The organism is Streptomyces sp. NPDC006463 (assembly GCF_042870715.1).
Classification (GTDB): domain Bacteria; phylum Actinomycetota; class Actinomycetes; order Streptomycetales; family Streptomycetaceae; genus Streptomyces.
In genome coordinates, this window is record NZ_JBIAHP010000016.1 from 166,296 (window position 1) to 178,178 (window position 11,883).

An 11,883-nucleotide genomic window follows, 5' to 3' on the forward strand; every position below is an offset into this window, starting at 1 on the left:
GGGATCGGGCCCCGCCGCGAGCTGTGGGTCAGTGCGGGATGCCATCGATGAGGTCGCGGGCACCCTGCCGCAGCAGTGCGACGGCGACAGAGGTACCGAGGGTGGCGGGGTCGAGCCGGCCGGCCCATTCGTGCGCGTTCAGGACCGTCTTTCCGTCCGGGGTGAAGACGCAGGCACGCAGCGACAGGTCTCCCCCGCGTTCGGCACGGGCATAGCCGGCAATGGGACTGTTGCAGTGTCCCTGCAGGACGTGGAGCAGCATCCGCTCGGCGGTCGCCTCGCGGTGGGTGTCGGGGTGGCCGAGGCTGCTGACGAGGTCGATGAGCTGGGCGTCGTCCTGGCGGCACTGGAGGGCGAGGATGCCTGCGCCGATGGGCGGCATCATCGTCTCCGTCGACAGCACCTGGGTGATCACGTCGGTGCGGCCGATGCGTTCGAGGCCCGAGACGGCGAGGAGGGCGGCGTCGACCTCGCCCGCGGAGAGCTTCTCCAGGCGACGGTTGGCGTTGCCACGGAACGGCACGCACTCCAGGTCGGGCCGGCTGGCTGCGAGCTGGGCGACACGGCGGACGGACGAAGTGCCGATGCGGGTCCCGGCCGGCAACTGATCCAGGGGGAGGCCGCCCGGGTGGATGAGCGCGTCGCGGATGTCGTCGCGCTGGAGAAAGGCGGCGAACGTCGTCCCGGCAGGCAGGGGCCGGTCACACGGGATGTCTTTGAGGCAGTGGACGGCCAGGTCCGCTTCGGCGTTCAGCAGCGCGGCGTCGACCTCTTTGGTGAACGCCCCCTTTCCTTCGACCTGGGCGAGATCTCCCATCCACTTGTCGCCGGTCGTGACGACCGGTACGACTTCGGTCCGGATGTGGGGGTGGAGCGCAGCCAGTTCGCTGCGGACGCGCTCCACCTGCGCCAGGGCCATGGGGGAGTTCCGGGAGACGATGCGGATCAGCTCAGGGGCGGACATGGGCCCACGATAGACCTGCCGGGTGCTGCGTCCGACCGGATCGCTTCTGGTGGTGGGGCCGCAGCTGCTGACCGTGGTCAGAAGCTGCGGCCCCACCTGCCGGCCTGTTCGGCTGTCAGGCGAGCGCCCCTGCCAGAAGTTCAGCGGTCCTGGCCACCAGCGGGTTGTCCGCCGCGGCGTCCGGCTGACTCTTGGTCGTCAGGACGGCCATGACGATGGGCGCACCCTGCGGGGGCCACGTGATGCCCGCGTCGTTGTTGGTCCCGTACTTCCCGCCGCCGGTCTTGTCCGCAAGGGCCCAATCCGCCGGCAGGCCGGCCCTGAAGCGTTCCGTGCTGGTCGTGTTGGCCAGCAGCCAGCCCATCAGAAGTTCCCGGTCCCGGGGTGCGAGTGCGTCGCCGAGGGCCAGGCGCTGGTACGTCTCGCCGATGGCGCGCGGGCTGGTGGTGTCCGTCAGGCGGTCGGGCTCCGCAGAGTTCAGGGCGGGCTCCCAGCGGTCGAGCCGGGTGGTGCCGTCTCCCACTGACCGGCAGAAGCGAGTGACCGCACGGGGGCCGCCCAGTTCACGCAGCAGGAGATTTGCAGCGGCGTTGTCGCTCTTGCAGATCGTGGCGGCGCACAGCTGGCTGACGGTCATTCCGTGGGCCAGGTTCTCGGGCAGTCCGGTGACCGGCCCATATCCGGAATCGGTCACGTCCTGCTCTGTGTAGTGGATGCGCTTGGCGAGATACTCTCCGTCCTGGTCGAGGTCACGAAGAACGGCGGCCACCGCGAGGGTCTTGAAGACCGAACACATCGGGAAGCGTTCATCAGCCCGGTAAAGGACCGTCTGGCCCGTTGCCGTGTTCCGTGCGAACACTCCCAGTCGGGCGGAGTGCTCCCGTTCGAGAATGCGAAGCTGCCGGACGATCTTCTCCCGCCCGGACCCGGCTGCGAATGCCGTGCCGCTGAGAGTCATCCCGGCCAACGCCGCGCCGGCTCCGACGGTCAGCACGGCTCGGCGGGTGGGGCGGGCTCCTGCGAATTCCACGATCCGGTCTCCACTTCTGGTGCGGTCCATATGAGAGGTAGGACGCGCTCAGGCGTCCTGCTAGTTCACTCTCGTCTCATTTGGCGCGATTTGAGCGCTCGCCCAGGTGACAGTGCGCACGCCACGGGGCAGTGCCGGCGCGCTGGGGTGGCCGGAAACGGCAGCGAGCGGACCCTCCTGGCGCAGGAGGTCCGCTCCGGGGAAGATGCTGGGGGAGCTACCGCTTGTGTCCGTGCTGCACGTCCAGGCAGAGCGCCCAGACGTCGGAGTAGCTGCCCGGGGAAGGCGAACCGCCGCTGTGGGAGGCCGCCGTCCAGTACGACGGGTCGGAGCCCCCGTGGCCGACGGGGGTGCCGGCGGCATCGCTCGGGAAGCTGCCGTTGAGGTGGGGGCCGCCCGAAGCCGCCTTGCTGAAGTCGGTCGTGGTCACGTTGCCACCGCTGATCGCGGCGCCGCCGCTGACCAGCTGCCCCTCCTCGCGGGAGCAGCGGGCCGTCGCGGTCTGTCCCGTGGAAGCCGTGTTCGGGCCGCTGACCTCGGTGAAGTGGACCGTCGTGGCGACGTGCTTGAGGTCGATGTCGTCCGTGCTGCAGATCGCGTAGGCGTAGGTCATGTTGTCCGCGCCGCGTCCGCCGCCGATCCCCCCGACCGCCGTCCAGGAGTCGGGGTCGCGCTCGCCGTCGCCCGCGGCGATCTGGCCGAAATGGTGGGCTGCGTCGTTGAAGGTGGGGAAGCTGGCCAGTGACGCGGACGACGACGTTGCCGCGCTCGGGGTCGGTGTCGACGATGCGGTGGGCCTGTGTGCGCATCCGTAACCTGACCTGCCGGTAGGGGCCTTGGGAAGGCCCCTACGCGACGTCCCAGTGGTAGTTGGTGTCCCACCGCCAGGCGGCCCCCACCGCGGCACCGAGGCAGATGGCTCCGAACAGGACGGGGACTGCTCCTGGGTTCACGCTTGCTGCTGGGCGCGAACGGTTTCACGGTCCGGGCTGGTCGCCATGGTCGCCGACGGCGTGGTGCGGGGCCAGGTCCAGGCGTACCGCAGGATGAGGGCGAGAACGATCACTTCCAGTGCGACGCCAAGGCCGTAGAAGTACGTCCACGACTCGCCCACCGCGTTGAATGCCGCGAAGGGGACCTGTACCGAGGCCACGATGAGGTTCGTGATGCGGTTCGCCCGGGCGGGCAGCGTCATCGACAGCACGACCATGAGGATCGGGATCGCCATGACCACGAGGAAGGCGGTCAACAACGTCTGGCTGATGTTGAACTCCCAGACGATGCCGACCTCGATGTCATCGATGACGCCGGGCTTGAAGAAGGCGAGAATGTCCACGTAGACGTACAGGAACATGAAGCTTGTCCACGCTGCGGCGAGCTTGGCTCTCACCGGGATCCGCTGGTTTTCCAGTGCGGTCGTGGTGGGTTGACGCGTTCTCATCGTAGGCTCCGTTGTTGTGGTGAGGACTGGTAGGCCCACGATCGCTGAGCCCGGCGGCGGGCACATCGGCGTCGAGGCCGGACCCGCCTCGGCCGTTGGGAGAAGCGGCGTCTCGTTCTTTCGGTCGGTCCCCGACGCCTCGGCGGTCCCTAGGATGGGTGTGTGACCAACAACGCCCTGAGCTCGCTGTGGGCCGAGCCCCGCGCCACGGACGCTCCCGAACGGGTGTCGCGCGACTGGGTGCTGGTCGGGGTGTTGATGGTGACGGCGCTGCTGGAAGGAGTCCTCCGGGACGACGTCGCCTGGCGGCCGTTTGCGACGATCGTGGCGGTCGGACTTGCGCCGGTGCTGCTGTGGCGGCGTACTCACCCGTTGGCCTGTGTCGTGGTGGCCTTCGGCACCGCGATGGCGTTGGGACTGGCGAGCCTGCTGGGCTGGGCCCCGAGCATGGGCCTCGACACGATGATCTACGTCCTGGTGCTCGTCTACGCGCTGGTCCGCTGGGGCTCAGGGCGCGAGATCGTGATCGGGCTGGCGGTGGTGGCGGTCGCTGCGGGAATCGGTACGGTCGCCGACTACACCAGGCCGGCCGACGTCATCGGCGGGTTCGCCGTCCTGGCGGCGGCGGCGGACGGAGCGGCGTTCCGCTACCGCGCCGAGAGCTGGCGCCGGGCGTTGGACCAGAGCCGCAGCCAGGAGCGGGTCGGCCTCGCGCGCGAGCTGCACGACATCGTCGCCCACCACGTCTCGGCGATCGCTGTGCAGGCGCAGGCGGGCCGGGCGATGGCCGGGCAGCGACCTGAAGCGGCGCTCGAGGCGCTGGTGGTCATCGAAGGGGAAGCGTCGCGGACGCTCGCGGAGATGCGGGCGATGGTCCGGGTGCTGCGCGACGGAGCGCCGGCGGAGTGCGCTCCCCAGCCCGGCGTTGCCGACCTGGTGTCCCTCGCCCGACGCGCCCCGGTCCCGGTCGTCGACGTAGAGTTGCCAGATGACATGGACGAACTTCCGCCCCTGGTCGACGCGGCGGTCTACCGGCTGGCGCAAGAGGCGCTGACCAACGCCCTGCGGCACGCCCGCAACGCCTCGCGTGTGGAGATCCGGGTCGTAGAGGGCGCGGGAAGGCTGCGACTACGCGTGACCGACGACGGACAGATCGACCCGGCACGGTCGGTGAACCACGGCTTCGGGCTGCTGGGGATGACCGAGCGCGTGCAGCTGCTCGGCGGCACGCTGCGTGCCGGGCCAGCGCCCGAGGGCGGGTGGACGGTCGACGCCGAAATGCCGACGAAGGTACGCCGATGACGGTACGCGTGCTGGTGGCCGACGACCAAGATCTGGTGCGCACCGGCCTGTCGATGATCCTTGACGCGCAGCCCGACATCGAGGTCGTCGGCCAGGCCGCCGACGGCCACGCCGCCGTCGAGCTGGCGCATCGGCTCCGCCCCGACGTGTGCCTGGTCGACATCCAGATGCCCGGGCTCGACGGCATCGAGGTGACCAAGCTCCTCGCAGGGCGGGGCGTCCCGGACCCGATCGCGGTAGTGGTGATCACGACATTCGACCTCGACGAGTACGTCCAGGGCGCGCTCCGGGCCGGCGCCCGGGGCTTTCTGCTCAAGGACGCCGGGCCGGCACTGCTCGTCCAGGCCGTCCATGCCGCCGCCGTCGGCGATGCCCTGATCGCGCCGAACATCACCCGGCGGCTGCTAGCCACCCTCGCCGCGAGGGAACCGTCGAGCCGACGGGCCCAACCGATCGAGCCGCTCACCGAACGCGAGGAGGAGGTGCTGACGCTGGTCGCCCGTGGCCGCACGAACGCCGAGATCGCCGCCGAGCTATTCATCGGCTTGACGACCGCCAAGACCCACGTCGCCAGCCTGCTGACCAAAATCGGCGCCCGAAACAGGGTCGAGATCGCGATGTGGGCGTACGACACCGGCCGGGTGGGGGCCTGAACCTGGATCCACCGCGCTGTACTTGGTCTGTGGACGACGAAACGAGAAGGGGTGCCTGCTGAGCTGGGATGACGGGAGTTCCTACGCCAAGGCCGTGAAGGGGACTTCGGCGATCTCGGCGGAGATCCAGCCCTGACCGCGAGGGCGAGCGAGAACCGTGCGCCGGCTGCGCGGCACGCCTCGACGACCTTGTGGGGCCAAACTCATCCAAGACACCCAGCACCCGGCTCGACCGGGATCGAACTCTCGGCGCCGAGTCAGCCCTCACCACGCACATGGCCAACACGCAAACCCGACCGGCCCCGTACGCGATCCTCGGACTGACCCTGGCCGCCCAGGCGACCACACACGGGGTCGCGGCATGGGCAACACGCACACAAAGCTACGACCCGACCAAGCCCCGCACCCTGAACTGGCAAAGGCACAGCCTCACACAGACGAACCCCGGCTGGGAATCGTGCAAGGTCGGAATACCGCCCCTTCACCAGTACGGGGGAACGTCGTCGAGCGCGTGGGACAGCACGGCGGACTCCAGGTCGATCACGACCCGTTCCAGCCGGGGTCCGTCGGACGCCTTGTAGAGGTCCGTGTCTGCCGCGAGCTGGCTGAGCATCTGCGTGAGCAACGCGCCGATGCCCTGGTACGCGGTCAGACGCCGCGAGGGCAGCCGGTCGATACTGCGCCGGGTCAGGGGTCTCGGCGAATGAGTACCCGTACTCATGGCGTGAGCATGGCAGCGGCACCACGATGGGTCGCTGGGATGGATCTTGATCGAGGGGGACGACGGGCATGGGCGTGACGGTGGAGGAACACGGCAACGGGGGCGGCGGCGGGATGACGCGGCGCGGCCGCGAGGTACTCAGGCCGTTGATCCGGCCCGCCGGTGTGGGCGCTCTGCTGGGTGCCTCGTGGCTCCTGCTGGCGACACTGCCCTGGGACTTCGACGACTTCTGCCGGAGCGAGGAGCCCTGGGGGTGTCTGGGGTTCGGTCTCCTGATGCTCGCGGTCATCCCGCTCGTCGGCACTCTGGTCGGCTGGGTGGCGCTGCGTGTGGCCGGTGTCCGTCCCGCCTGGCGGGTGGCCCTCCTGGGCGGACTGCTGGGAGTCGTGGTCGACTTCCTGTACTCCCGGGCGGGGAGCGGAAGCCTCTTGGGTTCATTCGCGGCGCCGGTCCTGCTGGCCGCGGTGTACGCGGCCGCGGCAGCCCTCGTACTTCCCGGCGTCGGCTCCCCGAGACGATGGGGAGTGCTCGCCGCCGGCCTTCTGCTGCTGTGGCCGTTGACCGGTGCCCTCAGCGATCACCGCGTGTCCGAGGACAAGCTCCGGGAACTGGCCGCTTCCCGAGTCCCGTTGCTGGCCCCCGAGGCGAGCGGCTACCGGATGTACTTTCCGGAAGCCAACAAGTACAGCGGCACGTTCGGCTATCTGCTGCTGCCGCCGTCGGTGAAGACCAGTGACGCCGACCGGGAACAGCGCGGCGTCCGGGTGACCGTCGGACCGCAGGTCGCCGGTTTCGCACCTCCGGACGCGTGCGAGGTCGAGAGCGGCGGCACGCGGCTCGACGCGTCCCCCTGCGAACAAGTGGCCCCCGAAACCTGGCGCTGGTCCAGGTACGGGTCCATCCGGTACATCGCGCGACGCCAAGGCGTCATCGTGGTCATCACCGGCGGTGGCCCGACCGTTTCCGACAGCGACCTGCGGGCCATGGCCGAATCCCTCACCGTACGGAAGCCCGGCTTCTTCCTCGACGAGTGAGGCTACCAACACGGTGACCGTCACCGTGGGCCGGCCGCGCCGCAAGCTGGGCAGCCCGCCGGTCATCACGACGACGCCCGGGGTGGGCTACCGCATCGCCGAGGCGCCGACCGGCTGACTGACCGACAGGCCCGGGTGATCACCTCGGTGGGTCCTCCGGCGTGCCTGCTTGCCTCGATGCGGATGCCGGGCGTGTGATGTGTTCGGTCCTGTCCACGCCCGGCCGTGCGAGGGACCCGAGACCGGCTACGAGCAGTGCCTGCTCGCTGACCCGGCACGGGCGTGGGTGTCGCCGCGTTCGGACCGCCGGGCACGTGCGGAGGACGGCCGAGACGAACATCCGGTGGCAACGGTGAGGGAACCATGGTGAAAAGTCCCGCGCGCCGTTCCCTGCTGGCGGCCGGGGTTGGCGGATCGGTCGCGGCCGTCATCTCCGTGGCCTTCCTGCTGCGGGCCAGCCCCGGGGTGCCGGGACCGGCGCCGGCCTCCACTCCGCCCGCTTCGTCCGCCTCCGGGACCGCCTCGCTGCGCACCGACCTGACCATGCGCAGCCGACTGCTCGGCCGGGACGTCCCGTACAGCCTCTACCTGCCCGCCGGGGTGAGCTCCGCGCCCCGGGGCGGAGCTCACCCCGGCGGAGGGATCCCGGTCCTCTTCCTGCTGCACGGCGCGAGCGGGAAGCACACCGACTGGGTCGTCAAGGGCGGCATCGTGCCGACCTTGGAGCGGGCCGTCGCGGCGGGCCGGATCCCGGCGTGCGCGCTCGTGATGCCCGACGCCCGGCGCGACCCCGGCGTGTCGGGGGGAGGCCAGGACGAGAGCTTCTACATCAACGACGCGGGATCCGGCGGCGACGCCCTGCGCTACGAGGACATGTTCATCGAGGAGTTCGTCCCGGCCGTCGAACAGGCCCACGGGATCGGTGGCCGGGCCGAGCAGAGGGCCGTCGCCGGGCTTTCCATGGGCGGCTACGGCGCGCTGATGTACGCCCTGCGGTACCCGGGCCTGTTCGGCGCCGCGGCCGGGCTGAGCACGGCGCACTTCACCGACGAGGGCTACCGCGCGATGCCGATGGAGGAGTGGAACCGATTCTTCGGCCATGCCTTCGGCCGGGACCTGGCCGGATCCGCCCGGCTGACGGACCGAGCCCGGGAGTACGACCTGGCCGACATCATCCGGCGCACCGCTCCCGACCGGCTCCGGCGCACCCCCTACTACCTCGCCTGCGGGACCGAGGACACCAACTACCTGCCGGGAACCGAGGATCTGCGCAGGGCGTTCGCGGCCCGCGCCGTGGACGCCGAGGTCGTCCTGGGGCCGGGCGGCCACGGCTGGTCCTACTGGACCGTCGCGGCGGAGGGGATGCTGGACTTCATGGGGCGGCAGCTCGGTTGACCCCGGTGAGGCTGCTTCTCCCAGCCCGTTCGGGTGCAGGAGCGACCACTGGAACTCAGGTCGAGCGCTTCACCCGCCAAAGCCTCGGAAGACCCCCTCGGGATCACCCTCGGCCACGTCCGCGAAATCACCGAAGTCCAGGTTCGCGATCATCAAGTTCGCGTTCATCTCGTGGATCCCGTACGGCACCACGCGGAACGAGCCGCCGTACGCCTCGAACTCCTCGTCGCTTTCGCACTGCTCCCTGGTCAGTACGGACAGCGCCAGCAGTGTGACGGGGGTCTTCCGCATCGAGGTGTGGTCGGCGAGGTAGACGACGTTACGGCGCTCTTCGTGCGCGGACGCCTCGGAGAGAGCCTCAGCGGGCGTGATTCCCCTCCACTTCGGATCGTCGACGATGTGGACGTACGGCTCGAAGTCGTCGTCCTCGCCCCAGGTCTTCATCAGCTCCGCTTTCACGGCCGCCCATGCCTGCTCGTCGTCGAAGTCGGTCCTGATGATCAGCGCGGCGTCCTTGTCACGGTCCGCCGGCCACTCCATACGGTCACTCATGCCAACGCACGCTACGCGAGGGCACTGACACGACCATGGCCGCGCCGTTCTTCTCTTCGCGTTCGGCCAGGACACCGTCGTACGACGAGGCGAGGCCCGGAAGCCGGCGGCGGGTCGTGGGTCACATCCAGTCGTCGGGGCCGGGGTCGCCGCCTTCCGCCCATGTCACCAGGCGTCGGATGTAGTGCGTCCAGCCCTCGGCGTGGGCGGTGCAGGCCTCGGGGGAGGGGAGGCCGCGGTGCGTCAGGCGCAGCAGGGTGCCCTCGTCGACCGGTTCGAGGGTGATCTCCACGGTGCTGGAGCCGGGCGGTACGGGTACCTCGCCCTCGGCCCAGCCCCAGGTGAAGACGATCCGCTTGGGCGGGTCGATCTCGATGAAATGGCCGGCGGCGACGTTGTCGCCGCTGACGTTGGTCCGGTAGGCGCCGCCGGGCTCGAAGGTGAACTCGCCGTCCTTGCCCATCCATGCGAGCCACTTGTCGCGTTCGGTGAAGAAGGAGAACACCGTCTCGGGGCGGGCGGCGATGTGCCGCTCCAGCGTGACTACGTCCGTGTTCACTGCGCGTCCCTTCGGGCTACTCGCTCTGCTCGCGCGCCTCGCTCCGCTCGGCCGCTTCCGCGAGGGCGGCGAGGGTGTCGAGCTTCGTGGCCCACATGGACTGCAGGTAGTCGGCCAGCGGGCCCATGCCCTCGCGGTCGGCGCGGTAGAAGCGCTTCTTGCCGTCCTGGCGCAGCGTAACCAGGCCGCAGTCCCGGAGCACCTTGAGGTGCTGGGAGACCGCGCCGAAGGTCACGTCGAAACGCTCGGCGATCTCGCCCGCCGACAGCTCCGCGTCCCAGACCAGGCGCAGGATCTCGCGCCGCCTGGGCTCGGCGACTGCTCGTACCGCATCCATGCCTGTCATTTTAGTCGGCGCTTCAGCTTGCGTTCGAAGAGGGAGTCATTTTAGTGTTGACTAAATTGAAGAGCTCACTCCCCCCACGCATCAGGAGCAGCCCCCAATGTCCGAGATCACCTTCCACGCCGACATCGAGGCAGACCGCACGAAGGTCTACGAGGCGCTGAACACCCACGAGGGCCTCACCGGCTGGTGGACCACCGGGGTGAACCGCAACGACGAGATCCTCTTGTTCGACTTCCCCGAGATCCCCGAGCCGTTCCAGCTGCGCCGGGACCGGGCGGACCAGGACGAGGTCCGCTGGACCTCGGTCGGCGTCTTCCCGCCCCATTGGACCGGCACCGTCATCACCTGGCAGCTCACCGACGCTCCGGACGGAGCCGGCACCCGGGTGGACTTCCGCCACGCCGGCTTCGCGGAGGGCGACCCCGGCCTCGCCCACACCGCCGGCACCTGGGAGCAGCTGATGACCCACCTCAAGCAGTACGCCGAGACGGGCACCCCGCAGCCCTTCTTCACCCTCTGACCGGCGGCCCGGACGTGACGATCGACGTGACGGCGGAGCGGGTGATCCCGCTGCCCGCCGGCCGGGTGGCGGCGTACGCCATGGACTGGCGCCACGACGCGGAGTGGACGCAGGGCATTCGCGAGGCGGCCCTGACGCGGGAGGCGGACGAGGGCGGGTTCGGCGTCGGCGCCGAGGTCACCCGCACGGCGTACTTCCTCGGCAGGCGCATCGACTACGTGCTGCGCGTGGCCCGCTACGACCCGGAACGCCTGCTGGACATGGTGTCGGTCGCCGGCCCGATGCCGATGCACGTCACCTACACCTTCGACCCGCGTCCGGACGGCGTGCTCGCCCGCATCAGGGTCCGGGGCGGCGGGGGCGGCCACTACCGGCTGGCCGAGCCCCTGATGGCCAGGAAGGTCCGCTCCTCGCTCACCAAGGACCTGCGCGACCTTGAGCTACGACTGCGCCGTCCGGGCTGAGCCGGATCCGGACGAGTCCTACCGCTACTTCGGGTCGCGGTTGAACAGGGACTTGGACCAGAAGTAGCCGAGCGCGGCCAGCCCCAGGCACCAGACCACGGCCAGCCACCCGTTGTTGCCGATCTCGGTGCCGAGCAGCAGGCCGCGCAGGGTCTCGATGGCGGGGGTGAACGGCTGGTACTCGGCGATCGGCTGGAACCAGCCCGGCATCGCGTCGACCGGCACGAAGGCGCTGGAGAGGAGCGGCAGCACCATCAGCGGCAGGGCGTTGTTGCTGGCCGCCTCGGCGTTCGGGCTGGACAGGCCCATCCCGACCGCGATCCAGGTGAGCGCCAGGGCGACGAGCGTCAGCAGGCCCACAGTCAAGATCCACTCCAGGGCGGTGGCATCCGTGGCCCGGAACCCGATGGCCACCGCGACGGCCCCGACGAGGACCACGCTCATCACGCACTGCAGGACGCTGCCGACGACGTGGCCGATGAGCACCGAGCCGCGGTGGATCGCCATCGTACGGAAGCGGGCGATGATGCCCTCGGTCATGTCCGTGGAGACGGACACCGCGCTGCCGATCGTGGTGCCGCCGATGGTCAGCATCAGGATGCCCGGGACGAGATACGCGAGGTACTCGGACCGGTCCGCCCCCTCCTCCCCGATGCCGGCGCTCATCACATCGCCGAAGATGTAGACGAAGAGCAGCAGCAGCATGACCGGGGTGAGCAGGAGGTTCAGGGTGAGGGAGGGGTAGCGCCGGGCGTGCAGGAGGTTGCGGCGCAGCATCGTGGAGGAGTCGCGCACGGCGAGGGCGAAGGAGCTCATCGGACAGCCTCCTTGGGCTGGTTGTTCTGACCGGGCACGGCAGCGCCGGTCAGGGCGAAGAAGACGTCGTCGAGGTCGGGGGTGTG

General features: G+C 69.8%; 15 protein-coding genes and 1 pseudogene. 7 read left to right on the plus strand and 9 right to left on the minus strand.

Annotated features, from left to right (window positions below; genetic code table 11):
• Positions 1-28 precede the first annotated feature (28 nt).
• The 4 genes from hemC to ACFYOB_RS27500 form a co-directional block, all read right to left on the minus strand.
• Positions 29-964, minus strand: coding sequence for a hydroxymethylbilane synthase (gene hemC, locus ACFYOB_RS27485; protein ID WP_388563835.1), 936 nt, complete (start codon positions 962-964; stop codon positions 29-31).
• Between the two features lie 115 nt (positions 965-1,079).
• A complete protein-coding gene (gene bla, locus ACFYOB_RS27490) occupies positions 1,080-1,994 on the minus strand; it encodes a class A beta-lactamase (RefSeq protein ID WP_388563837.1) in 915 nt (304 codons plus the stop codon).
• A gap of 217 nt (positions 1,995-2,211) precedes the next feature.
• Complete coding sequence (locus ACFYOB_RS27495; RefSeq protein ID WP_388563839.1) at positions 2,212-2,607, minus strand: hypothetical protein; 396 nt, start codon at positions 2,605-2,607, stop codon at positions 2,212-2,214.
• A gap of 336 nt (positions 2,608-2,943) precedes the next feature.
• Positions 2,944-3,435, minus strand: coding sequence for a DUF6326 family protein (locus tag ACFYOB_RS27500; RefSeq protein ID WP_388563841.1), 492 nt, complete (start codon positions 3,433-3,435; stop codon positions 2,944-2,946).
• A 162-nt stretch (positions 3,436-3,597) separates the two neighbouring features.
• Here ACFYOB_RS27500 and ACFYOB_RS27505 point away from each other — a divergent pair, with 162 nt between their 5' ends.
• Positions 3,598-4,737, plus strand: coding sequence for a sensor histidine kinase (locus tag ACFYOB_RS27505; RefSeq protein WP_388563843.1), 1,140 nt, complete (start codon positions 3,598-3,600; stop codon positions 4,735-4,737).
• Entirely contained in the window at positions 4,734-5,390 is a 657-nt protein-coding gene (locus ACFYOB_RS27510; protein ID WP_388563845.1) for a response regulator, read from the plus strand. The genes ACFYOB_RS27505 and ACFYOB_RS27510 overlap by 4 nt, the downstream gene beginning before the upstream one ends.
• 481 nt (positions 5,391-5,871) lie before the next feature.
• On the opposite strand, the gene ACFYOB_RS27515 is transcribed toward ACFYOB_RS27510, so the two are convergent.
• Positions 5,872-6,111, minus strand: coding sequence for a hypothetical protein (locus ACFYOB_RS27515; RefSeq protein WP_388563847.1), 240 nt, complete (start codon positions 6,109-6,111; stop codon positions 5,872-5,874).
• Positions 6,112-6,179: 68 nt separating this feature from the next.
• Here ACFYOB_RS27515 and ACFYOB_RS27520 point away from each other — a divergent pair, with 68 nt between their 5' ends.
• The 3 genes and pseudogenes from ACFYOB_RS27520 to ACFYOB_RS27530 all read left to right on the plus strand — a co-directional run bounded on the left by ACFYOB_RS27520 (position 6,180) and on the right by ACFYOB_RS27530 (position 8,540).
• Positions 6,180-7,145: a hypothetical protein gene (locus tag ACFYOB_RS27520; RefSeq protein ID WP_388563849.1), complete on the plus strand. Its 966-nt coding sequence runs from the start codon at positions 6,180-6,182 to the stop codon at positions 7,143-7,145.
• A gap of 4 nt (positions 7,146-7,149) precedes the next feature.
• Positions 7,150-7,263 (plus strand): annotated as a pseudogene (locus ACFYOB_RS27525) (winged helix-turn-helix domain-containing protein); the annotation flags it as partial.
• 245 nt (positions 7,264-7,508) lie between these two features.
• On the plus strand, positions 7,509-8,540 hold the full coding sequence (locus tag ACFYOB_RS27530; protein WP_388563851.1) for an alpha/beta hydrolase: 1,032 nt from the start codon (positions 7,509-7,511) through the stop codon (positions 8,538-8,540).
• A gap of 69 nt (positions 8,541-8,609) precedes the next feature.
• Here the strand turns inward: ACFYOB_RS27530 and ACFYOB_RS27535 are convergent, their stop codons facing one another.
• From ACFYOB_RS27535 to ACFYOB_RS27545, 3 genes are all read right to left on the minus strand, one after another.
• A complete protein-coding gene (locus ACFYOB_RS27535) occupies positions 8,610-9,092 on the minus strand; it encodes a DUF6924 domain-containing protein (protein WP_388563853.1) in 483 nt (160 codons plus the stop codon).
• Positions 9,093-9,213: 121 nt separating this feature from the next.
• Entirely contained in the window at positions 9,214-9,651 is a 438-nt protein-coding gene (locus tag ACFYOB_RS27540) for an SRPBCC domain-containing protein (protein ID WP_388563855.1), read from the minus strand.
• Between the two features lie 16 nt (positions 9,652-9,667).
• A complete protein-coding gene (locus ACFYOB_RS27545; RefSeq protein WP_388563857.1) occupies positions 9,668-9,988 on the minus strand; it encodes an ArsR/SmtB family transcription factor in 321 nt (106 codons plus the stop codon).
• Between the two features lie 106 nt (positions 9,989-10,094).
• Here ACFYOB_RS27545 and ACFYOB_RS27550 point away from each other — a divergent pair, with 106 nt between their 5' ends.
• Positions 10,095-10,517 (plus strand): SRPBCC domain-containing protein, encoded by a 423-nt coding sequence (locus ACFYOB_RS27550; RefSeq protein ID WP_388563859.1) that lies wholly within the window; start codon positions 10,095-10,097, stop codon positions 10,515-10,517.
• Positions 10,518-10,531: 14 nt separating this feature from the next.
• On the plus strand, positions 10,532-10,981 hold the full coding sequence (locus ACFYOB_RS27555) for an SRPBCC family protein (protein ID WP_388563861.1): 450 nt from the start codon (positions 10,532-10,534) through the stop codon (positions 10,979-10,981).
• Positions 10,982-11,005: 24 nt separating this feature from the next.
• Here the strand turns inward: ACFYOB_RS27555 and ACFYOB_RS27560 are convergent, their stop codons facing one another.
• The gene (locus tag ACFYOB_RS27560; RefSeq protein WP_388563863.1) at positions 11,006-11,797 is read right to left on the minus strand and encodes an ABC transporter permease; all 792 of its coding nucleotides are present in this window, start codon (positions 11,795-11,797) and stop codon (positions 11,006-11,008) included.
• Positions 11,798-11,883: the final 86 nt, after the last annotated feature.